At 61.8% G+C, this 22,087-nt stretch carries 18 protein-coding genes and 1 pseudogene; 9 read left to right on the forward strand and 10 right to left on the reverse strand.

Annotated features, from left to right (window positions below; all coding sequences use genetic code 11):
• Nucleotides 1–149 precede the first annotated feature (149 nt).
• Complete coding sequence (locus AC3A4E_RS15760; RefSeq protein WP_487632435.1) at nt 150–1,121, reverse strand: LysR family transcriptional regulator; 972 nt, start codon at nt 1,119–1,121, stop codon at nt 150–152.
• 121 nt (nt 1,122–1,242) lie between these two features.
• Here AC3A4E_RS15760 and aceB point away from each other — a divergent pair, with 121 nt between their 5' ends.
• Nucleotides 1,243–2,862 (forward strand): malate synthase A, encoded by a 1,620-nt coding sequence (gene aceB / locus AC3A4E_RS15765; protein WP_487632436.1) that lies wholly within the window; start codon nt 1,243–1,245, stop codon nt 2,860–2,862.
• A 56-nt stretch (nt 2,863–2,918) separates the two neighbouring features.
• Nucleotides 2,919–4,250, forward strand: coding sequence for an isocitrate lyase (gene aceA / locus AC3A4E_RS15770; RefSeq protein ID WP_487632437.1), 1,332 nt, complete (start codon nt 2,919–2,921; stop codon nt 4,248–4,250).
• Between the two features lie 78 nt (nt 4,251–4,328).
• Here the strand turns inward: aceA and AC3A4E_RS15775 are convergent, their stop codons facing one another.
• Both AC3A4E_RS15775 and AC3A4E_RS15780 read right to left on the reverse strand, forming a co-directional pair.
• Nucleotides 4,329–6,422, reverse strand: a complete 2,094-nt coding sequence (locus AC3A4E_RS15775; protein ID WP_487632438.1) for a S9 family peptidase — start codon at nt 6,420–6,422, stop codon at nt 4,329–4,331.
• 106 nt (nt 6,423–6,528) lie between these two features.
• Nucleotides 6,529–7,149 (reverse strand): annotated as a pseudogene (locus tag AC3A4E_RS15780) (ATP-binding protein); the annotation flags it as partial.
• A 497-nt stretch (nt 7,150–7,646) separates the two neighbouring features.
• Here AC3A4E_RS15780 and AC3A4E_RS15785 point away from each other — a divergent pair.
• The 4 genes from AC3A4E_RS15785 (at nt 7,647) to AC3A4E_RS15800 (ending at nt 13,133) form a co-directional block, all read left to right on the forward strand.
• Nucleotides 7,647–8,204, forward strand: coding sequence for a hypothetical protein (locus AC3A4E_RS15785; protein WP_487632439.1), 558 nt, complete (start codon nt 7,647–7,649; stop codon nt 8,202–8,204).
• A gap of 624 nt (nt 8,205–8,828) precedes the next feature.
• On the forward strand, nt 8,829–9,818 hold the full coding sequence (locus AC3A4E_RS15790) for an AAA family ATPase (RefSeq protein WP_487632440.1): 990 nt from the start codon (nt 8,829–8,831) through the stop codon (nt 9,816–9,818).
• A gap of 29 nt (nt 9,819–9,847) precedes the next feature.
• Nucleotides 9,848–12,370: a S8 family peptidase gene (locus tag AC3A4E_RS15795; RefSeq protein ID WP_487632441.1), complete on the forward strand. Its 2,523-nt coding sequence runs from the start codon at nt 9,848–9,850 to the stop codon at nt 12,368–12,370.
• Nucleotides 12,371–12,422: 52 nt separating this feature from the next.
• Nucleotides 12,423–13,133 (forward strand): hypothetical protein, encoded by a 711-nt coding sequence (locus AC3A4E_RS15800; protein ID WP_487632442.1) that lies wholly within the window; start codon nt 12,423–12,425, stop codon nt 13,131–13,133.
• A 238-nt stretch (nt 13,134–13,371) separates the two neighbouring features.
• On the opposite strand, the gene AC3A4E_RS15805 is transcribed toward AC3A4E_RS15800, so the two are convergent.
• The 5 genes from AC3A4E_RS15805 to AC3A4E_RS15825 form a co-directional block, all read right to left on the reverse strand.
• Nucleotides 13,372–13,935 carry a YfbU family protein gene (locus tag AC3A4E_RS15805; RefSeq protein WP_487632443.1) on the reverse strand — a complete coding sequence of 188 codons (564 nt, stop codon included), beginning with the start codon at nt 13,933–13,935 and terminating at the stop codon, nt 13,372–13,374.
• Between the two features lie 1,046 nt (nt 13,936–14,981).
• Complete coding sequence (locus AC3A4E_RS15810; protein ID WP_487632444.1) at nt 14,982–15,656, reverse strand: hypothetical protein; 675 nt, start codon at nt 15,654–15,656, stop codon at nt 14,982–14,984.
• Nucleotides 15,657–15,742: 86 nt separating this feature from the next.
• Nucleotides 15,743–16,516: a response regulator transcription factor gene (locus tag AC3A4E_RS15815; RefSeq protein ID WP_487632445.1), complete on the reverse strand. Its 774-nt coding sequence runs from the start codon at nt 16,514–16,516 to the stop codon at nt 15,743–15,745.
• Between the two features lie 292 nt (nt 16,517–16,808).
• Nucleotides 16,809–17,777 (reverse strand): cation efflux transmembrane domain-containing protein, encoded by a 969-nt coding sequence (locus AC3A4E_RS15820; protein WP_487632446.1) that lies wholly within the window; start codon nt 17,775–17,777, stop codon nt 16,809–16,811.
• Nucleotides 17,774–18,253: an ABC transporter substrate-binding protein gene (locus AC3A4E_RS15825; RefSeq protein WP_487632447.1), complete on the reverse strand. Its 480-nt coding sequence runs from the start codon at nt 18,251–18,253 to the stop codon at nt 17,774–17,776. The genes AC3A4E_RS15820 and AC3A4E_RS15825 overlap by 4 nt, the downstream gene beginning before the upstream one ends.
• A gap of 119 nt (nt 18,254–18,372) precedes the next feature.
• Here AC3A4E_RS15825 and AC3A4E_RS15830 point away from each other — a divergent pair, with 119 nt between their 5' ends.
• The 3 genes from AC3A4E_RS15830 (at nt 18,373) to AC3A4E_RS15840 (ending at nt 19,845) form a co-directional block, all read left to right on the forward strand.
• Entirely contained in the window at nt 18,373–18,642 is a 270-nt protein-coding gene (locus AC3A4E_RS15830; protein ID WP_487632448.1) for a hypothetical protein, read from the forward strand.
• Nucleotides 18,643–18,861: 219 nt separating this feature from the next.
• Complete coding sequence (locus tag AC3A4E_RS15835) at nt 18,862–19,185, forward strand: hypothetical protein (RefSeq protein ID WP_487632449.1); 324 nt, start codon at nt 18,862–18,864, stop codon at nt 19,183–19,185.
• A gap of 9 nt (nt 19,186–19,194) precedes the next feature.
• Entirely contained in the window at nt 19,195–19,845 is a 651-nt protein-coding gene (locus AC3A4E_RS15840; RefSeq protein WP_487632690.1) for an alpha/beta hydrolase, read from the forward strand.
• Between the two features lie 180 nt (nt 19,846–20,025).
• On the opposite strand, the gene AC3A4E_RS15845 is transcribed toward AC3A4E_RS15840, so the two are convergent.
• The gene (locus AC3A4E_RS15845; protein ID WP_487632450.1) at nt 20,026–20,562 is read right to left on the reverse strand and encodes a GIY-YIG nuclease family protein; all 537 of its coding nucleotides are present in this window, start codon (nt 20,560–20,562) and stop codon (nt 20,026–20,028) included.
• The gene (locus AC3A4E_RS15850; protein ID WP_487632451.1) at nt 20,555–21,850 is read right to left on the reverse strand and encodes a hypothetical protein; all 1,296 of its coding nucleotides are present in this window, start codon (nt 21,848–21,850) and stop codon (nt 20,555–20,557) included. Before AC3A4E_RS15850 ends, AC3A4E_RS15845 begins: the two co-directional genes overlap by 8 nt.
• Nucleotides 21,851–22,087 lie beyond the last annotated feature (237 nt).

Below are 22,087 nucleotides of genomic sequence, written 5' to 3' on the forward strand. Positions count from 1 at the left end.
CTAGCATGCGAGAGTAGGTCATCGCCAGGGTTTTTACCCAAAACCCCCGCCGGTATTCCGGCGGGGGTTTTTCTTTGTGCGAAACATAATCCGGACATGGAGAAACTCCCATCGGCGGGTTTATCTGGAGGTTCATCGGCTCGCCCGACTCAGCGGTCGGACGGACCGCCTTCTTCCGGACCACGACGGACGAACAGGTCCGGCCGGATGAGATCCATGAAGGCCCGTGCCTGTGGGGTCAGGGTTTTACCCTTTCGCACCACCACGCCATAACTGCGGGCGGGAAACCATTTTGCGACCGAGCGTGTCGCAAGACGTGGATCAGGCGCGCTGCCGTCCAGGCAAATCGAACTCACGATCGAGATGCCCATGCCCATCGCCACGTACTGCTTTATGACTTCCCAGCCGCCGACCTCGAGCGCCACCGTGTAAGGCACGCGGGCTTGCTGGAACACCTGGTCGACAAGGCGATAGGTGATCTGCCGCCGGGGCGGCAGGATGAGTCCGTACCGGCCGATTTCCTCCAGCGTCAGCGTCTTCGCCCGTGCCAGTGCATGGTCGGGCGTCGTCAACAGGATCGGGTCGAAATGGTAGACCGGCGTATAGCTGAGATCGGCAGGGATATCGACCATCGAACCGACGACGAGATCGACCGTGTCGTCGCGCAGCAACCCGGTGCCGTCGGCGGTGATCGCATCCTGCAGCGTCAGGCGTACGTCCGGATGCTGCTTCCGGAACAGATCCACGATCCGTGGCAGCAGATACAGGATGGTCGAGCTGTTGGCCGCGACGGTCAGCTGGCCGGCATCCAGTCCGCCTACCTCGCGCCGGAACGCAGCCGGCAGGCCGTCGAGGCCTTCGACAAGCGGCAGGGCCAGTTCGTAGAGCACTTCGCCGGCACGCGTGGGGACCAGGCGTCGGCCGCTGCGCTCGAGCAGCTTGACGCCGAGCTCCCGTTCGAGCGCCTGCAGCTGCAGCGAGATCGCGGGCTGGCTGACGTAGAGCGCCTCTGCAGCTCGGGACACCGACCCTAGCCGGGTCGTCTGGCAGAACGCGCGCAGGGGCTTGAGCCGATCGCTCTTGTACGGAAACCGTAACGTGGGCGGGGACTTGGGAGCCAATGGAGATTCCTATAAGCGGAACTCATGGTACGCATTGACATAACTGGATTGTCAAATAAGCCAGTTCGGAGGAGGTTCTGCTGCACCGCAATAGCGTGAAGCACGACAAAGGACCGACCCCGTGAATGCCGTTATCAAACCGCTCCCGCCTACCGAAGACTTCCGCGCGACTGTGCCGGCCGGTACCCCGACCGATCTGCTTGACGCGTCTGCACTGGCGTTCCTGACAGACCTGCACGACCACTTCGAAGATCGCCGCCAGATGTTGCTGGCCAAGCGTGTGGAACGCCAGACTGCATTCGACGCCGGCGCGCTGCCGGACTTCCGCACCGCCACCCGCAGCATCCGAGAGTCCGACTGGCGGGTCGCGCCGCTGCCGGCTGCGCTGCGTGACCGCCGGGTCGAGATCACCGGGCCGGTCGATCCGAAGATGGTCATCAACGCGCTGAACTCGGGCGCGAACTGTTACATGGCCGACTTCGAGGATTCGACCTCGCCGACCTGGGACAATCTGCTGACCGGCCAGCGCGCGCTGCGCGAAGCGATCGACGGCACGCTGGAATTCGTCTCGCCCACCGGCAAGCGCTATGCGCTCAAGCCCGAAGACCAGCGCGCGGTGCTGATCGTGCGGCCCCGTGGCTGGCATCTCGACGAGAAGCACGTGCGCATCGACGGCGCGCCGATGTCGGGCGCGCTGTTCGATGCCGGCCTGTTCGCCTTCCACAACGCGCATGCGCTGGCGGCCCGGGACCGCGGCCCGTACTTCTACATCCCCAAGCTGCAGTCCATGGAGGAGGCGCAGCTGTGGAACGACGTGCTGGCCCACATCGAACGCAGCCTGGGCCTGCCGGCCGGGCAGATCCGCGTCACCGTGCTGATCGAAACCCTGCCGGCCGTGTTCGAGATGGACGAGATCCTGCACGCGCTCAGGGATCGCATCGCCGGTCTCAACTGCGGGCGCTGGGACTACATCTTTTCCTATCTCAAGACCTTCCGCCGCCACCGCGACCGCGTGCTGCCCGAGCGCGCGCAGGTGACGATGACGCAGCCGTTCCTGAAGGCGTACTCGGAACTGCTGGTGCAGACCTGCCACCGCCGCGGCGCACATGCAATGGGCGGCATGGCGGCGCAGATTCCGATCGCCGGCGATGACGCGGCGAACGATGCGGCGATGGCGCGGGTGCGCGCCGACAAACTGCGCGAAGTCACGGCCGGGCATGACGGCACCTGGGTCGCGCATCCCGCACTGATCCCGCTGGCGAAACAGATCTTCGACGAGCGCATGCGCGGCCCGCACCAGCACGCGATGACGCGCGACGACGTGCTGGTGGAACGCGACGATCTGATCGCGCCGTCGATCGGCACGATCAGCCGCGCCGGATTCGACGGCAACGTCGAGGTCTGCGTGCGCTACATCGCCGCCTGGCTCGACGGCAACGGCTGCGTGCCGATCCACCACATGATGGAAGACGCCGCGACGGCCGAAATCGCACGCGCGCAACTCTGGCAATGGATCCACTACGCCGACGACGGCCATGCGCCGCTGCATCTGGACGACGGCACCGCGATCGACGACGCATTGCTCGACCGCGTACTGCTGTCGCTGCCGTCGAAGCTCGCCGGCCAGGAGATCCCGGGCGCGACGCGTGTGCACGAGGCGATCGCGCTGCTGGAAGACCTGACGCATCGCGACACGCTCGAGGATTTCCTCACGCTGCCGGCATACGCGCGCCTCGACTGAAGCCCACGCCTCACCACACCACCCGATTCCCTATCCGTTTGCGAAGGAGTTCCATCATGCGTACCCGCCAGCAACAGATCGACGCCCTGCAACAGGACTGGAGCACCAACCCGCGCTGGAACGGCATCCAGCGGCCATACTCCGCCGCCGATGTCGTGCGCCTGCGCGGCAGCGTGCAGCCCGAGCACACGCTGGCCAAGCGCGGCGCCGAGAAGCTGTGGGACCTCGTCAACGGCGACGCGAAGAAGGGCTACGTCAACGCCTTCGGTGCGATCAGCGCGGGCCAGGCGATGCAACAGGCCAAGGCCGGTCTGGAAGCGGTGTATCTGTCCGGCTGGCAGGTCGCCGCCGACGGCAACAGCTCCGAGACGATGTATCCGGACCAGTCGCTGTACGCCTACGACTCGGTGCCGACGATGGTCCGCCGGATCAACAACACCTTCCAGCGTGCCGACGAGATCCAGTGGAAAAACATTGCCGACGGCAAGCTGGACGAACGCGACGCGATCGACTTCTTCCTGCCGATCGTCGCCGACGGCGAGGCCGGTTTCGGCGGCGTGCTCAACGCCTACGAACTGATGAAGAACATGCTCGTCGCGGGCGCCTCGGGCGTGCATTTCGAGGACCAGCTGGCCGCGGTCAAGAAGTGCGGCCACATGGGCGGCAAGGTGCTGGTGCCCACCCAAGAGGCGGTGCAGAAGCTGGTCGCCGCGCGTCTGGCCACCGACGTGCTCGGCGTGCCGGCGATCGTGCTGGCGCGCACCGATGCCGAGGCCGCGAATCTGCTGACCTCGGACTTCGACGCCAACGACGCGCCCTTCGTCACCGGTGAGCGCACGGCCGAGGGCTTCTACAAGGTGCGCAACGGTCTGGAGCAGGCGATCAGCCGCGGTGTGGCCTACGCGCCGTATGCGGACCTGGTCTGGTGCGAGACCGGCACGCCGGACATCGGCTTCGCCCGCGAATTCGCCCGAGCCGTGCATGCGAAGCACCCCGGCAAGCTGCTGAGCTACAACTGCTCGCCGAGCTTCAACTGGAAGAAGAACCTCGACGACCGCCAGATCGCGAGCTTCCAGGAGGACCTGGCGGCGCTGGGTTACAGGTTCCAGTTCATCACCCTGGCCGGCATCCACATCAACTGGTTCAACAGCTTCCAGTTCGCCCACGACTACGCCCGCGGCGAAGGCATGAAGCACTACGTCGAACAGGTGCAGGAACGCGAATTCGCCGCGCGCGACAAGGGCTACACCTTTGTCTCGCACCAGCAGGAGGTCGGTGCCGGTTACTTCGACGACGTGACCACGGTGATCCAGGGCGGCACGTCGAGCGTAACCGCGCTGACGGGTTCGACCGAAGAGGAACAGTTCTACGAGACCAGGGCGGCCTGAGGGCCCGGTCGCCATGACGCAAAGAGGCCGGGCAATGCCCGGCCTCTTCCGTTGCATGCAAGCCAGGACGGCTAGTCGTTACTTGCGGACTTCCTGCGTATGCGACTTCAGCGCATCCGCCAGGCCGGGCACGCCATCGGCACCCGTCGGCACGGTGATGCTCGAACCCTTGAACTCCTCGCCGATCGGCTGCGATCGTCCGCCGAGGCAGGTTTCGAGGAAACCTTCGGCCACCGCGTTGAACGCCTTGTTGTTCTCGGGCCGTGCGAAGCCGTGGCCCTCGTCGGGGAACAGCACATAGGTGACCGGGATGTTCTTGGCGGTCATCGCCTCGACGATCTGGTCGCTCTCGGCCTGCTTCACGCGCGGGTCGTTGGCGCCTTGGCCGATCAGCAGCGGTTTGGTGATCGCGTCGGCGCGGCTCAGCGGCGAGCGCTCGGTCAACCAGGCCTTGCCTACATCGGTGCGCGGGTCGCCCATGCGCCGGGTCAGCTGCTCGAAGAAGCTCGCCCAGTACGGCGGCACCGTGGACAGCAGGGTGTTGAGGTTGGCCGGGCCGACGATGTCGACGCCGCAGGCAAAGGTTTCCGGCGTGAATGTCAGACCGACCAGCGTGGCGTAACCGCCGTAGCTGCCACCCATGATCGCGACCTTGTCGGCGGTGGTGACGCCGCTGCCGACCGCCCACTGCACGGCGTCGATCAGGTCGTCGTGCATTTTCGCCGCCCACTCGCCGTTGCCGGCGTTGGTGAATTCCTTGCCGAAACCGGTCGAGCCACGGAAGTTGACGCTCAGCACCGCGTAGCCGCGATTCGCCAGCCACTGGTCCATCGAGCTGTAGCCGTAGCCGTCGCGCGCCCACGGGCCGCCGTGCACCAGCAGCACCATCGGCACCGGCGCATCGGCCTTGCCGTCGTTGTCGGCGTCGGCGTGCCTGGGCAGGGTGAGATAGCTGACGAGGGTCAGGCCGTCGCGCGATTTCAGTTCCAGCGGCCACATCGGCACCAGCGGCTTGCCGTCGAGCGCGGGGCGGCCGGAGAACAGTTCGGTCAGCGTGCCCTCCGCGCCGGCCTCGGCTCGATCGTAGCGGTAGTACTTCACCGGCGATTCGGCGGCCGAATAGGCGACCAGCCAGTGCTTGTCATCCAGCGTGCGGCTGTTGATCGAGACTTCGCCCGGACCGATTGCTTCGAGCTTGGCGAGATCGGCCTTGATGCTGTCGTCGAGCGTGGTCCACTCCTCGCGCAGGTAGTTCACCGACACCGCCTGCAGCACGCCGGTGCGCGGATCGGTCAGGCTGCCGCCGACGTCGGCGCGCGGATCCTGATGCACCAGCGTCTTCTCGCCGGTGGTGGTGTCGATCGCATACAGCGCCGCGGTGTTGCGCTCGCGCGAGTCGGACATGTACAGCGTCCTGCCGTCCTCGGTGAGGCCGGCCGGCGCCGTGGTCAGCACGTCCTCGAACGGGATGTCGTCCTGCACCTCCCAGGCATCGCCGTTGCGACGCAGGACGTCCATGCCGCCGTCGGGCCGGCTGCGCGACGCGAAGCGCAGCGCGTAATCGGCATCGGCGATGTAGCCGGCGATCTGGTCCGTGTTCTGTTCGACCAGCGTGCGTTCGCCGCTGGCGAGATCGACCTTGTAGAGATCGTGCCACTGCGCGTCGCGGTCGTTCATGCCGACCAGCAGCGTGTCGGGCTGGCGATGGCTCACGCCGACGACCTGCGCGGTGGTCTTCGGGAACGGCGTCAGGTCGCGCGCCTGCGCGCTTTCGACATCGACCGCGAACAGATGGAAATCCTCGTCGCCACCGGTGTCGCGCAGATACAGCAGCGTGCCCGGCTCGTACGTCCAGAAATAGCTGCGGATACCGCGCGCGGTGTCCTGGGTGACCGCCTTCGCCGCGCCCAGATCATTGGCGGGCGCCACCCAGACATTCATCGTGCCCTCGACCGGTGCGATCCAGCTCAGGTACTGGCCGTCGGGGCTCAGCTGCACGCCGGCGCGTTCGGGATTGCCGAAGAGCGCCTCGCGCGGAATGAGTTCGACATCGGCGAGCGTCGTCGGCACGGCGGCGGCAGGTGCCTGCGCGGCAGGGTCGGCAGGTTCGTTGCGACCGCCACAGGCGGCCAGCGCGACGGCAATGCCGGTCGCGAGCATGAGTTGACGCATTCGGTTGTCCCCGGGGTGAGTAGTGCTGCGTGACGCTAGCGCGACGGCGCGTCGCCGGTGTTTGCAACGCGTTAAGCGCAGGGGGTGACCGATGGCAGGGGCCGCGTCATCGACCCGGCGGTCGAGGTGCGACGCCCCGGTAGCCCAGTGCCTCGTTGAGGTGCGGGGAAGCGATCGACGCGCGGCCATCCAGATCGGCGATCGTCCGCGCGACCCGCAGGATGCGGTGCATCGCACGGGCGGACAGATGCAGGGCGTCGATCGCGCGCTCCAGCAACGCCTGGTCAGGCGCCGCGAGACGGCAGTCGCGTGCCGTCGCGCCCTGGTCGAGGTGTGCATTGAGCACGCCGCCCCGGGTGTGCTGCCGCTCGCGCGCACATGCGACGCGTGCCGCGACATCCGCACTCGACTCACCGTCCGGTGCATCGGGTCGCAGTGCCGCCGGCGGCAATCGCGGCACTTCGACATGCAGGTCGATGCGGTCCAGCAGCGGTCCCGAGATCCGCGCCCGGTATCGATTGATTCCTTCTGTAGAGCAGCGGCAGCGGCCCGACGTATCACCGGCCCAGCCACACGGGCAGGGGTTCATGGCCGCGACCAGCTGGAAGCGGGCTGGGAACTCGCTTTGCCGAGCGGCCCGAGAGATCGTCACCACGCCCGACTCGAGCGGCTCGCGCAGGACCTCGAGCGCCTGCCGGCTCCATTCGGACAGGAAGGTTCTAAAGAGCGCTTCCGTAGCTTCCAGAGATCCCTTCCACCATTCGCGAGCGGGGAAGCTTCCAGCAGCCTGTGATTCCGGTGCGTGCGGTCTGTCTCCTAGTGGGTGCGGATCGAGGCTAGGTCGATCTGATCAAGCCGGCAATGGCCACATTTCCAGCCTTTTTTTGTGCCGCCTGAATGCAGAGCGGCCTGTCCGCGCGCGCCTAACGAATCGCCGCGCGCGCGAAGTCCTCTTGCGACATCGATCCAGAACCGACCGGAAGGGTTGTAAGAGCGCCTTCCAAGTTTCCCGAGATGTCCTCAACCGGGAACGATCGCCAAGAGCGCTTAGAGCAGGTCTGGATCCAAAGCCCGGTGCGGACCGTCAGCCTCCTTCGGTGTGGAAGTCAAACCTAGACGCATCTGAAACGGCCAGCAACGGCCAGATTTCGAGAACATTTTTGTGCCGCCTTGGCCTTCAGGTCAGGGGCGCGCGCGCGCGCCTGTCTGCTCAACCATTGCTCGATGTCGCAGTACCGCGACACGGGCTTCTTTCGTCCGCTGCATCTGATTCCACACCTGAAGGAGATATCGGAAATGGATTTTGACTCGAGCAATGAATCAAACGATGGCCTGGAAGGCCTGCCGCGCGCGGTCTGGGAAGTGCTCGCGATGAACGCGCCGGCAAAGTCTTTCGGTTCCTCGTACAACAAGAATCACGATCGAGACTTCGTGTTCGCCAGTGTTGAGGTAGCCAGCGCCCACCTCGAGCGGTTCCGCGGAGGTGGGGTCGAGCTGATCGGCTTCTCGCCGATCTGGCAAACGAGCGGTCACCAAGGTGTCCTAGCCTTGGAGTTCCGTTCGCCCGACGGAAGTCGCGACACGTACACCCTGCTGTGCGCGTTTGGTCGGCCTGAGACAGTCCGAAGTCAACTCGACACACGCCGCGACTATCAGGTTGATGCAAATCGGGTCTTCAACGAAACCCTCTATCTCGCGACATGGGACGAAGCGTGGGCGTTCGCCTGCAGGATTGCCGAATCCATGCAAGTCGCCGGACTGACGATGCGGTTCGGGATCTGACGCAGGAGCTTATCTCTCGCGACTCTGTGCTGAATTTCTCAATCCGTGCGACCGGCCTATCCATACTGACCGCATGTCGTTGCATCGCTTCTTGCGATCTCGCCAGGCTTGATGCGGTCTTTTATGGGCAATTATTCGGGTTCGCATGATTGGCATTTATTTGCCAAGTTCGAGAGAGCCAATTCAGCTTGCCAGCCGACGTTATCGTTTCTTGGGTGCTGCTCTTGAGCGATTGATCGAAAGGATTTTCTTGGGAGGAAGATTGACCTCCTGCTCGAGTGCGGCTGCCGCATGACGCACATGAGAGAGCGCACGCTGCACAGCAGTTTCGTTGCCTGACTCCGCAATTTTGTTCGAGACGATCTGGAGGCACGCATTGAGCACCCCCACAGGAGCACCCAACTTCTCTTGTTCGTAGCGCGACAGACAACTCCGGTCGACGCCGAGTATTCGGGCGAATTCCGTTTGCGTTGCTGAGCCTCTGGCCTGCACGAGAAGTACGCGCTGAGACGTAGGAAAACGAAGTTGTGACATGGTTCGATTATTACACAGATGTGCTATTATCGAACAACGACAACTGGTCGGCGGCCGGTTGCTACCATCCCCGCCCATGGAGAGGTTCTGATGGCCCGCGCTGATCAACTCAAAGCACTGCTTCGTGCCTACGCGGGCGATGAGCCGGGACAGTTCAACTCGGTTGCGCTGCAGATGGCCGCGGACGAAGCGCAGCGGGGACACATCCGGCTCGCAGCGGAAATGCGTGCGCTGATCGACTCTGCAAAAGCACGCCAGTTCGCCAAGTCGACACAGCCTGTTCCGATGGCGCAGCCCAAGGGCGACCTGGCGGAATTGCTGACGGTCAAGTACCCGCGCCACTATCTAAACGAGATGGTGGTGTCCTCCGATGTGCGCGCAAAACTCGACCGAGTTCTCAAGGAGCAGCGCCTGCACGAGCGCCTCAGTGGGCACGGTTTGTCGCCGCGTCGAAAGCTCCTTCTGGTCGGTGCGCCTGGGACGGGCAAAACTCTGACTGCGAGCGTCTTGGCGACCGAGCTGCGTCTGCCGCTGTTTGTGACACGGTTCGACACGCTCATCACCAAGTTCATGGGCGAGAGTGCGTCCAAGCTCAAGCTGCTGTTCGATTCACTTGCAACGACGCGCGGCGTCTACCTGTTTGACGAGTTCGATTCGCTCGGCCTTCAACGTGGCAGTCAGCATGACGTTGCCGAGATGCGTCGCACCTTGAACATGTTTTTGCAGCTCATCGAGCAGGACCATTCCGACAGCCTGATCGTGGCAGCGACGAATCATGGTGACGCGCTCGACACCGCACTATTCCGCCGCTTCGACGATGTGATTCGGTATCGCCACCCTGAGGGTGGTGAGATCTCCACTCTGTTGAAGAACAGCTTGGCTCCTTTAGCTGTGACTGAGCTCGACTACTTGCGCTTGTCAGAGGCCGCGAACGGTCTCTCGCATTCGGACATCGTGCGGGCCTGCCGCGATGCAATGAAGGACGCCGTGTTGGAAGCGCTGCCCTCCGTGTCCGAGGAGAGCGTGCTGCTTCACCTTGCTGAGCGCTCTGATAGTCTGAGCAGATTGAAGACCAGCTAAGGACAGGCTGTGATGGCCTGACAGGGGCCATGGCAAGACTCGATCATCTGCAGGTTGTCATTCCGGGCGAGTCCCGGGAGTTCAAGTCCACTCGCACAGGGCGGCAGCCAGATCCCGCGCCGCGCGATCGAATCCCTCACGGAGAGAAGCTGCTTGCTCAGCTCGCCGCGCTGCGGCAACGACACGCGCCCGAAGGCGAGGATGGAGACTCAGACGATACGCGCCGCGAGGGCATGGCGATCGTCCTTGAGATCAAGCCGAAAGGATTTCTCGACTTCGCAGATATCGATTGGTCCAGCGCGAACATTGAGCTGCTCAACGTTGTCGAGGGAAAGGCGTCGGACACGGCGGTGTTGTTTGTGCCCGACGGTAAGATCGCGGAGTTGGAGAAGCGCGTCAGGCTGTATCTGACCGAGCTGAAGAAGGACAACAAAACGCCTCGCATGGCGTCACTTGTGAACGTCATCGAGAACATCCGGAGCGCTGCCTTCGATGAACTCTGGACAGACCGAAAGAGCGTGCCTCAACCAGACGATAAAGTCTGGCTTCAGATCTGGCTACGTCTGCGTCCCGACGGACCTGAGGTAACGTTCCAGCAGTTTGCCGAAGTGTGTAAGCGACTGAATGTTGAACTCGAGCAGGGATACCTGACCTTTCCAGGCCGTGTTGTCGTAGCCCTGTTCGCTTCCCGTCGAGAGATCGAGAGTGACGTCAATGCGCTAGACGCGATCGCTGAAATCCGCCACGCCGAGGAGACTGCCGAGTTCTTCCTCGCCGATTTGACGCCGGCCGAGCAGGCAGAGTGGATTCGCAATCTCGCGGCAAGGGCGGACTATCTGCCCGACGGCGAGGCTGGAAGCTACGTCACCTTGCTCGACACTGGCGTGGCCTTCAACCACCCGCTGCTCGAGCCTGGTGTTGCCCCCGGTGATCTCCATGCGATCTCAAGTAAGTGGATCAAGACAGATCACCATGGACACGGCACGCAGATGGCGGGAATCGCCCTGCATGGAAACCTTGTGGGGCCACTCGCTTCAGCAGATCCTGTGCAGATCGAGCACCGACTGGAATCAGTCACGGTCCTACCTCCCGATGGTGAGAATCCACCGCACCTATACGGGTGGGTAACCAAGGAAGCCGCTCGCCTTGTCGAGACTGCGTACCCCGAACGTCGTCGTGCGTTCGCTATGCCCATTACCGCAGATGGACAGACAACAGGCGCGCCATCCGAATGGTCGGCTGCGATTGATCAGCTGACGTTCTCGGCAGTATCCGATATCGATGCCGCAGGAGCGGAGAACGCGCAGGCTGCCCCAAGGCTGTTCGTCCTATCAGCAGGCAACGTACCGTGGCCTCAGTGGGATGGCTATCCGGACATCAACCTGACTTCCTCTGTGGAAAGCCCAGGTCAGGCTTGGAACGCGATTACGGTAGGTGCTTGCACCCATCTGACGACCGTTAATGCGACCCAGTGGCCGACGGCAAAGGTGATCGCCGAGTCTGGAGGGCTGTCTCCCTCTTCAACCACCTCATTGGTGTGGCACACGACATGGCCCTTCAAGCCAGATGTCGTCGCCGAGGGGGGAAACGGCTGTATAGATACCACTGGTGTGATTGCAGGACCTGATAGCGTGCGTGTCCTCACAACGCATCGCGAGTTCATTCAGAACCTGATCACCGACAGTGGCGATACAAGCGCAGCGACTGCAGAGGTAGCAAGATTGTGCGCGCGCGTCTCGCATCGCTATCCCAATCACTGGCCAGAGACGATTCGCGCGCTCGTGATCCACGGTGCCCGCCACACGCCGGCCATGCGTGCTGCGCTTCCCAAACAGCCCAAGATAAACGACAAGCGGAACCTGCTACGCCGCTACGGCTATGGCGTGATCAACGAGGACGTCTCGCTGACATCCTCGGAACACCGACCCACGCTCGTGGTGCAGGATTCGATGCATCCGTTCCGCCTCGTGAAATCGAATGCCAAGCTCAACGAGATGAAGGTGCACGCGTTGCCGTGGCCGGCAGAGGCGTTGCTTGCGTTAGGCGAAGCAAAGGTGGAGCTGCGCATTACGCTGTCGTACTTCATCGATCCGAACCCCAGTCAGCGGGGATGGCAGTCAAAGTTCCGCTACCAATCCCATGGTCTGCGATTTGCGGTTCAAGCCTCCACCGAAAGCGTCGGAGAGTTCCACCAGCGCATCAACAAGATCGATCGGGACGCTGCAGCTGGCGACGATGGTGAGGATGCTGACTCCAGGCTCGATCCGGATTCTGGCGGATGGGTGTTGGGAGCGAACATGCGCAACCGTGGATCGGTGCACTCCGACGTCTGGAAGGGGACGGCTGCGCGACTATCGACCAAGTCCCACATCGCAGTGTTCCCCGTCGGCGGGTGGTGGAAAGACTGGAAGAAAGCGGGCCGGCCGAATTCTGCAGTGCGTTACTCCATGATCGTCTCGCTCGAGGTGTCCGAGGATATCGACGTCGATCTGTACACGCCGATTGCCACGCTTATCGGTGTGCCGACCGTTATCGAGATTGACTCCGAATGAGGCCGTTCGGCACTGGGATGAGAGCGACTGGATGACCGCGAACAGATCAACCGTGACCTCCGCCCAGGTCTTGGCGTGGATGTCCGTCTTGCTGGCTTTCGGCGTTACTCAAGGCGTGATCTATCTCAAATCGTATTGGGGGCGATTTGGTCTGGATCCATTCCAGTTCAGCAACGCGAGCGATCTTGCGATCGTGGGCCTCACGGGAATCGGGGTGACGCTCGCCTTCATGGCGGGCGCCGCGCTTCTTGGAGGATATCTTGGAGACGCGCTGGTCCAGCATGTGCCAAAGAGCAAGCTGGTGCTTGCAGTACTGGTAGGCGGGCTCGCCGCTGGGCTTCTCGCACTCGCAGTCTTCGTCGACTTCGGTATCTATCTGCTCTTGGGAATGCTCCTGACATGGGCGCTTGTCTGGTTGGTCATGTACTCACCCGACATACCCGAGAGGTTCAAGCACATCAGGGTACTGGGCTTCACCGCACTAGCGGTTGCCTACATTCCGATGGCTTCTCACTACTTCGGTCAACACAAAGCCAACACGGTCCAGTACTCGGATCGCGCCCTCGTCCTGAGCGACGACCTCAAACGCGATGCGGCAACTTCAGATGGTGAGCTGCGATTCGTTGGACGGCTCGGAGGCGAGTACATCTTCTACAGTCCCTTCAGTCGATCGGTGACGATCGTGCAAGCAACCTCAGTAGAAAGACTGACACTCAGGGCGACGCTCAAATCTGACCCAGCTTCATCGGATGGTTCGCCTTGACCTGCCGCCGCACAACATCGGCGACATCGGTGTCGCAATGTTCACTCAATCGACGAGTTCGTATTGCGCCGACTGCCCTACGGGTAGTCAGCTGAGTCGATGACATTCATTTGAGTCGAGTGCGGAGCTAGCCCGCTCCCCGGTTTTATGCGGTTTTATTGCAAACCGCATAATTGGACATTTCCTGACCACAACGTGCGGCGGCCTTCTGAGGTTGCGACAGGCAAAGCGCTTGCTATCAGCGGTGCGGCCATTCGCTGTGTACTTCGATGAGCCTGTCGACATCGAGCGGCCGATATCCGTTGGCCTCCCACCTTGGCCGGAACTTCTCCAGCATTCGTAGCTGATTGTCGAGTAGCGGCGCGTGTGAATTCAGCGGGCGATCCTTCTGCTCCTGCCAGAGACCGAGCTTGTTGATCAGGACGTCGGCGGCATGGTGGTACTCGGGTTCATTGTTCCCATCAAAGCCTGGGAAGTTCCGCAACTCGCCACTGACGGCGGTAGCGACACCGGCAAGTCGAGTCCGATCAGCATCACTGAGCCGCTCAAGCGAATCGCCGAGGATCCGCCACATATCGAGGATGTTCATCGTCTCCCTGACGTGGTTGGGATACTCGATATCTGGGAACAAGTTTGGATAGGCTTTGGCCAGAATCCAAGCGTTGTCCCCGACAATCGCCTCTTCTACGAGATCGAGGTCTAGGCCATGACCATCTTGATTGCCTCGCGCAATCTCGACTAGCAGCGTCACGATCAAACGGGTCTGCGCATCAAAAGCCATCATCTTCTTCCAGGTTGGCAAGAGCGCAGACTACTGCGCGGTTGTGACCTTGCCAGTCGGAAATTTCTGATACGTTTCGTGCTGCGAGCGGGAGACTCTGGAATGAGCGCTTTACCTACAAAGACTCGTCTCTGAAGCCGATAGATCGTAGTCGCGAAGAATGGAATTCTGGAGTCGCCTCAGAAGCCCAGCCCTACGCCAACTGGCGTTGCTCCTAAAGGGGCCTGCGGACATGAGCCACCCGCGAAGCTGCGCTGAGGCACCGTTTCAACTCAGATCACACACAAAGGCTAAGAATTTTCATGAAAGTGTTTGCACTGTTCCTCGCTGTTGTCGTCCTCAGTGGTTGTGCAGCCGAAGAAAGCGCGACACATGTCGCTGATGTAGCTCAGGCACCACCCATACTCCAGTGTGGGAAGGACACAGACTGCAAGGGTGATCGAATCTGCGAAAGCGGGACTTGTACCAATCCACAAGTCGCAACCCAGATGCCGCCCTTGTCACCTGAACACACGGGAGCTGCGCCGAACTCCGTACAGGTGCCAAGCGCCCGCGACACGCTCGAATACAAAGAAGCCTACTCGTGTGCAATGGAAGGGCTCAGGGAAGACTACGGTGCGGGTTCGACCGCTTACTGCGTTGGTAACTCTCGCGACCCATCCGAGCTTGAAGTACAAGCATATGGAGATGCGGAGCGTGATTTCTCGAAGAGTTGATTCTTCTTTCTCAGGCCTCTGACAATAGGATCCCGTATCAGGGCTCCGCACGTACCCTCTCCGCCATCGTGCCTTCAAGTAATGGCGAGGCGGTTAGATCTCGCATGCGTCTTCTTCCGGCCAACAGCGGACGTGCTCAAAGGTGCGCAGGCCCAGACCGCGCAGAGGTACCGTGTCTCAGCTTGACAACAGTTGCGCACAACGGCCGGCCAGTCCTGGCTCTTCAGAGTTACGTAAGCAGCGGCGCTATGGCAAACGAAACGATCGCGACGCCGAGTCAAAAGCGCGAGAAAGGCGACAGTTGACCGGCCACTTCGAGGCCTCAAATTTTGAACCAGCAAGTTGGGCTGCCTAAGCGTTCTGGCGAATGCTCCACCAGATTGCGCTGCTCCGGGCTTCCACTTCCAACGCTGCTGCGGGCGGCAAATTGCGATTCGCCTCTTCCAGAAGAGGCGCGGCGAAATCATCGAACACCGCCCGCGCATCGCCAGCGTCCACAGAAGCCAGAAGTTCCTGCATGTCGGAAAGGCGTTCTACCCGGACGTGGAGATGCTTCATGCTCAGCTCGGCGGCGGCTTCCATACCGAGTCCTGCGGCCACTTCGGTCATCAACGCGACGGTTCGATCGGTGATGTGCGTGGCGACGGGGTCGAACTGACAGAGTGTACCCAGCACCTCGCCGTTTAAGTCGAAGAGAGGCACACCGCAGTACGCGGACATTGAGTCTCGGGCGGGATGACCGTCGAGTCGTGGATCCATGCTGGCATTCGTGATCACTACAGGCTCGGCCACATCTTTGACCAGGCTGCAATAGGAGCCTTCAAGCGGAATTTTGTTGGGCAAGCCGCTGGGCGTGTCGTCGCGATCAACAAGCATGAAGTTGATCGCGAAATTGTCATCCAGCAAATAGAGCGCCGTGAACCGAAGCTTTGATTCATCGTTGAGCAGTTCCAGCGCCGCGCGGATGTTGCCCGACGCAATGAGGAAGCGGAGTTGCTCGCGTTGTTCGGTTTCGAAATTTCGCATCTTGGAAGCCTACTAGAGGTCTGTAGCTTTGAGTCAGAGCTCCGCTGGCAGACGCCGTCTCAAGATGTCAGACCCCTTGCTTTCTGTCAGTCAGCGGCGGTAGAAGAGGTGTCATCTGAAATCCCGATCCCGGGTAGTTCCGGAAGAATCGGGTCACAGGCACGCGGCTCTCGAAAGCGGTAGCCGACACCCGGGATGGTCGCAATGAGCTCCTCGTCGAACCCGGTATTGAGGGACTTCCTCAACTGATAAAGGTGGCTGCGAAGCGCGTCTGACTCGGGTGTTCTGGTGCCCCAGATCTTCTTGAGCATCTCTTCGCGTGTCACAACGCGCGGATGGGCACGCATGAGCTCGACGAGGATCGCCATACCCGTGTCCTTGATGTGCAGATGCTTTCCAGCACGCGTCACGAATCCACTCCAGGGATCTGCTCGTACGTCGTCTATCTCAAAAGCTTCCGGGGCGACTTCGTTGCGGCTACGCCGCACCAAGGCTTCGATTCGGGCGGACAGTTCCTGGGGCGAGAACGGTTTGACCAGGTAATCGTCGGCGCCGGATGCGAGGGCTTCCACCTTGCTCTCGACATTATTCCGAGCGGTCAGAAAGATGATGGGCGTTGTGGGGTTGGACGTGTCCCGAAGCGCCCGGCAAACCGCCAACCCGCCCATGCCAGGCATCTCTAAATCCAGAACGATGGCATCAAAATGGTCTTGGGCTGCCAAGGTCAGCGCTTCTTTTCCGCAGGCGGCGAAGTCCACAGAGTAGCCACCGTTCTCCAACCAGTCCCCCACCAGCCCAGACAGCCGGGCGTCGTCATCGACCAGCAAAACCGTGACCTCCCTTTGCCGTTTGCTGCTCACTACCGATCCTCCATGCGGCTGTGAAGGCGGGGGAGAGATAGATCCCACGACTTTCATTTCAAAGGAGAAAATTCTGGGTCATCGCAGCGAACGTCTTCCGTGCGATTTCGCACACAAGGCGACAGCCCGTCGCCGTGTTTTTGCACTCGAATCTTCTATGACATTTCTCATCGTCTAAAAGCGACGTAGAACTGACAGAGCAGTCCGGTGAGGGGTGCAGCCCAAGCGCGGTTACGACATGCGCGTTCACATCAGCCTGAGATGGTACTGGCCGCGCCTTCGGTTCGGGACACTATGGGCGGTCTTCAGATGAAGCAGGTATGCGGCCAGCCGGAGAGACATCGATCTGATCGATCCGCCAGCTCGATGCACGCGCAACGTCGCGCACTTCCTGCACCTGCACCGCCGTCAGGTCAACGTTCTGCAGATACACGATGCCGGAGAGATGCACCCCTTCTTCGTGCAGCCGCACCGAGCATCCCTCTACCCAAGGCAGTCGCGAGATTACATCGCACAGTTGCGACGTCGTCGAGTCGGTGCTGTCGCGTTCGAGTGCCTGCGGCTTCGCATCGTGAAGATCACGCACGGCGCCGCGGAGGTTGCTCGCGCCGTCATGAAGAATGCTGCCTGAAATGACGAGGGCTGCCATGGCGTCGGCCCACCAGAACCCGAAGCCGATGCCGGCGATACCGACGATGCCCGCGAGCGCGGTCAGCCAGTCTGCACGCCCGACATCCGCGTCCGTGCGCAGTGGCTTGAGAGACAGTGTCTTCGACAAAGCGAGCTTTTTGCGGCCCAGGATGATGGGCGGTATCGCCGAGGCGGCGAGGGCCGCCATCATGACCCAGCCTTGCCAGATCACCGCGTCGCCGATGCGTACCGAGCCGACGACCGGCCGGGTTGCGGAGATCAATGTGTGCAGGCTCTCGAAGACCAAGGCCAGGCCCACGCCGGTCAGCGCCACCGCCGAAATCAGGAAGTTCACGTCGAAAGCGCGTTCCCGACCATTGACGTATTCGGCGTCCACACCCTTTCTGCGGAACCAGCTGGCAACCAGAAAGGCTGACGCGGGGAGCATGCTCAACAGGTCCTCGATCAGCGCTGTTTTCATCGCCTGCGACCCACCCAGCGCGAGATACATCATCACCGAGACAAGCGACATCCAGAACAACGTCCAAGCGCACAGACGTTCTGCGCGATGCAGGGCAGCTTGCTGCTCCTGAGGGAGCGCACGCGGTGTTGGTCGACGATTGACGTTCATCGGGCCGACTCGTGGGCAACCAGATAACGATCCAGCAGAAGGTGCCATGCGTTTTCGCCTGGCGGCAGGGCGAAGCGTCTAAGCGCGAGCGGTGATGGACGTGCTTCTCGGGTCGGGACTTCCTTCGACCAGCCCACGCGGGGCTCCCAGGGGGAGTCCTTCGCGTGACCGCCGATCACCATGTGCAGGCGAGCTTCCTCCAGCTGGGCCATCAAGGCATCGTGCCCGCCGACGATCCAGTGAACGCGGAACCCATGCGCGCGGGCGAACCGCTCCACGATCTCCGCATCGCTGCCACTCACCGTATCGTCCGGACCGATCACCACGTGCGGCGGATCGGCGCTTGCGCCCACCGTCATGCCGTACTGCGCGCCTCGGCTTGAGGACTCTGCCGTATCGCGCGGATAGGGCGCGCACCCCGCGCAGACGAGGGACAGCACGGCAAGGGCAGAGAGTCGAATCAGGGTCGCGAGCATGCGGGTCTTATGCGCCGGTCCAGGTCAACAATGCGTCACGCCGACCGCCCAATGGCGCATGCATTCCGGATCTGCATCGATATGTATATTCATCAGCCCCTCCAGCAGGCATCCGGGCGATGCGATACGCGACCTTCATCGGCGGTAGTTGGCACAGCCGGCGCGAGCTGTTGAACCAGCCTGCAGATTTGATCGAGAAAAAGGGTCTCGACGGCACGGTCGAGCATTACGAAAAGTTCAAGCCGACAGGCGAGTTTGCGGGCCTGCCTGGGTTGCGCTCCGACAGTCATGTGACCTACGTGCTGTCGACAATGAGCCGGCAGGCGCTGCTGAAGGCGATACAAACTTTGGGGCAGCCACTTTTCGTGGAAGTTGTTTCCGGCGAGTAGCTCCGGATCGCCTCGTCGGACAGGCGGGTTGCGTAGTCGGGGAGAGCATACGACCGCTGCACTCGGTGTTTTCTGCGCACCTCGCGACATACGCGGCGACGACCAGCAGTCGCCGTTCTCAACGTGACTACCGGCACTTCTCGCCCAGTAGATGAATGCGACTATGCGTTTCCACGGCTTCCTCGGGTTAGCCGGATCACGCATCGGCTGGGAGGCCTCGTGTCCCGTAATTTCGTTTTGCGCATGGGTTTGGGCTTGGCCGCGCTTGCTACAGCCGGCTCCGTGCAGGCCGCCTCTTTTGTGCCTTGTAACGACGCCGAAGAATTCGAAGTGCTTTCAGGCTCGCAATGCCTGCGCGCGCATGCGCCTCTCGACTACGCAACGCCAAACGGCGATGAGGTCGAGCTGTTCGTTCGCAGGTTTCCGGTCGCCGAGGGCCGTACCCGCCTTGGCGAAGTCTGGCTGGTGGCCGGGGGCCCTGGCGAGACTGGCGCGTCTTTCTATCCCGCGCTGTCAACGCTGCGCCGCGCGTTCCCGGACTAGGAACTGGTAATCCCCGACCATCGGGGCACCGGCTATTCGACGAAGCTTTGCCCGGAGCAGGAGTCACGCGACAGCGCCTCGGGTCTGGATCTGGCTGGCGAGGAATGGGGGCCGTGCATCGGCGCCATGTACGCCAATGCTGCGCGTACTCAGGCCTTCACCATCACCCATGCGGCGCGAGACCTGTCGGGCCTGATCCGCACGCATCGCGGCGAAGGACCGGTGTACCTCTATGGGGTGTCCTACGGCACCCAGCTCGCACTGCGCATGCTGCAGGTGGCCCCGGTTGAACTCGACGGACTGATTCTCGACGGGCTCGTGCCGCCGGAGGGGGCGCTCCAATGGGAGATCAGCCAGCGCACGCGGATCACTGACGACGTCGGCCGCGCGTTCTTGACGCCCGAACAAGCCGGGACGGTCGCCCGTCTGGTCGCTTACGCGGGTGACAAGCCCGCCTGGCTAGAGCAGGTGCCGGGCAAGGACATCCGTAGCTTTATGGGTCGCCTTCTGAACTTCCCCGAGCTGCGGGCACGCATCTCTGAAATGGCCGACGAGTTGCTGCACGACGACACCACTTTGCTCGGGCGTACTGTCGTGGACTTGAGCGAGATTGGCCGCACTTTCGTCAGAAGTGGTACTCGACATCCTTCATGCGGTTGACAAGCCGCTTACCAAGGAAGATGGAGAGATGGTGATCGATCAGAACGGAAAGCGCTTGCTCTGACAGCCCTGCCGACCAACACGGAACCGTGCTCGAGCACCGCCAGCAAAGAGAAGAATGGAGATTTGGATAGCATGCGCAGCGTGCGCGCCCGCGGCGTGTTGCGCCCGGCGTGTCTTTCATTCGGTCTGTTTCAGCGTATCGGACACTTGTCTCAGCATGCGAAGCCACGAGGTCCACTGCGCAATCGACGGCACCGCGCCGCCGCCAAGCGTCTCCTCGATCTCGAGCGAGACCAGACAAGTCGCGGCGCTGGCGTTGAGTTTTGAAAGGCCGCGTCCGGGAGGTCCTGTGTTCACTTCCTCGCCTTTGAGAAGCAACCTGGGCGGTAGCCAACATGCGTCGCTACCATCGATGGAGCGGAACTGCCAATCTGGAAGCGTCAGCGCTTCCAAACGTGCCCGATCGCAAAAGGCGGCCCGTTTGTCGATGCAGGACAGGCGCTTGAGTCGCCGCTCTTGCTTGGAAGCATCCGTGCGGCTCGGCCCCGCTTCCAAAACGCCCACAACGGCCGCTACGCCCCGTGAGCGCGTATAGCGCCCTCCGTGTCCTCGCCAATGCTGGTGCACACGGAGCGACACGTCTTGGGTTATACCCAGATACAACGTGCGGTCATGACATTCGAGCAGATAGAGGTACCACTGCGAGCTAGTCATATTTGCTCACCACGATGCGTGCGCGAGCGCCCAAATGACCTCCGAGATGCTCGCAATACGTCAAAGCAGAAGGGCGGCTGATCCCAAATCCATCCATGAGGACTCGAGGCTGATTGACCCCGGACTTGACCAAAGCTGCGATACCGGTGGCGCGCAGCTTGCGGGCCCTGAAAGGCAGGATCTTCGTTACGGAACTCGGGCTGACGTGACTCGTGGCGTGTCTGCCAGGAAAGAGGAACACGTTCTCGTCGGTCAGTTCGAAGTTAGAGAATTCCCGCCGCATCGAAAGCCAAAGTTCCATGATCCGATTGGTCTGCGGATCCAGCAGAATCCAGTGCTTCGCGAAACGCATTTCATAGCCTTCAGGGCTAGCGCGCACCCGGTCGAGATTCATGGCACAGACTTGATGCGTGTGCTGGCCATAGACCAGAGTGAGCAGCCCGATTAAGGCCCAGCGAACTTCCGCAGTTGTCCGAGCAGCCAGCAGCAGCCGAAGTGCCCGGATGCGTTCCTGCTCCGGCATGATCAGATGAAACGGGAAGTTCATCTTTCGCGGCGGGGGCATCTTAAGCCGGCGGAAAAGCTTCTCGTGACGGTTGAGGTATGGCACGAAGGAGCCGAGCGCAAGTTCGCCATTGGACTGGGCGAGGAACGAGTCGAGGACCGTTTGTGTGAGGCCCTGCACTGACTGCAGGCCTTGGGCGTCGCGCGCATGCTCGAGGAACGATCGTGAAGAAGCCAGGATGCTTCTCATCGAGGAGCGCTTGGTTGGCGTGCGTCGCCGCTTCCGCCGATCGACCACGTGGCTGCGACGCTCGATCAGATGATCAAAGTAGCGACACAGAACGTCGGTCACCCATCCAGGTTCACGGGGCAATATCTCGCGAATGGCCGCGATGCCTTTTTCGAACGTGTAGTCGGGGTCCGTGATGTCGACGAGCCCGATGTGCGCGAGATAGGACACGACACGCTGATGACACCTCAGCAGCGGCCATCCCAGCTTACGGACAATCAGCACGCCGTTGAGCTCATCGGTGTTCTGGAAATGCTTCTCCAGTTCGACGAAGAAGGCGACATCCTTGCGGATGGCTTTGTGCCACACGCTGTGGGTATGCATCCAACGCGAGTTGCGATGGTAGGCCGCGAAGAATTCGCGCCCCCATTCTGTCTGGAGAGTTGTAGTCGAACGCGCCATCAGCAATTCAAACCGGCGCTCCCATCCGCAATCCTCGCAAAGCTTTTTGCTGTACGCATGGCCGACCTGGTTGCAACGCGTGCAGGTGATCAAGGGCCGGGCCCCGGTGGGCAGACACTGCGCGCAGTACTCTTTCCCGTCCGAACGCGTGCCTGCCATCACCCGCGGACGTCGGCATGCAGCACAGCATGGGAGCTTCTTGTGCTCCGAGCGGCACCGCCTACAGGCCGGCTCAGTCAGTCCAGTGCCGTAGTCCCTGATCAGACGGGGACTCAGCTCCTTGCAGTAGCTGCACGGCCGAGGCCCCCTGACCTTGTCGATGCACACATA

The organism is Luteimonas sp. Soil_N_1 (genome assembly GCF_057656255.1).

What these genes read in the sequence shown, in the direction of transcription:
- aceA (WP_487632437.1), top strand. Translation starts at nt 2,919, where the DNA reads ATGCGTACCCGCCAGCAACAGATCGACGCCCTGCAACAGGACTGGAGC.
- AC3A4E_RS15775 (WP_487632438.1), bottom strand. Translation starts at nt 6,422, where the DNA reads ATGCGTCAACTCATGCTCGCGACCGGCATTGCCGTCGCGCTGGCCGCC.
- AC3A4E_RS15820 (WP_487632446.1), bottom strand. Translation starts at nt 17,777, where the DNA reads ATGAACGTCAATCGTCGACCAACACCGCGTGCGCTCCCTCAGGAGCAG.
- AC3A4E_RS15785 (WP_487632439.1), top strand. Translation starts at nt 7,647, where the DNA reads ATGTCGCAGTACCGCGACACGGGCTTCTTTCGTCCGCTGCATCTGATT.
- AC3A4E_RS15825 (WP_487632447.1), bottom strand. Translation starts at nt 18,253, where the DNA reads ATGCTCGCGACCCTGATTCGACTCTCTGCCCTTGCCGTGCTGTCCCTC.
- AC3A4E_RS15810 (WP_487632444.1), bottom strand. Translation starts at nt 15,656, where the DNA reads ATGCGAAATTTCGAAACCGAACAACGCGAGCAACTCCGCTTCCTCATT.
- AC3A4E_RS15790 (WP_487632440.1), top strand. Translation starts at nt 8,829, where the DNA reads ATGGCCCGCGCTGATCAACTCAAAGCACTGCTTCGTGCCTACGCGGGC.
- AC3A4E_RS15845 (WP_487632450.1), bottom strand. Translation starts at nt 20,562, where the DNA reads ATGACTAGCTCGCAGTGGTACCTCTATCTGCTCGAATGTCATGACCGC.
- AC3A4E_RS15830 (WP_487632448.1), top strand. Translation starts at nt 18,373, where the DNA reads ATGCGATACGCGACCTTCATCGGCGGTAGTTGGCACAGCCGGCGCGAG.
- AC3A4E_RS15795 (WP_487632441.1), top strand. Translation starts at nt 9,848, where the DNA reads ATGGCAAGACTCGATCATCTGCAGGTTGTCATTCCGGGCGAGTCCCGG.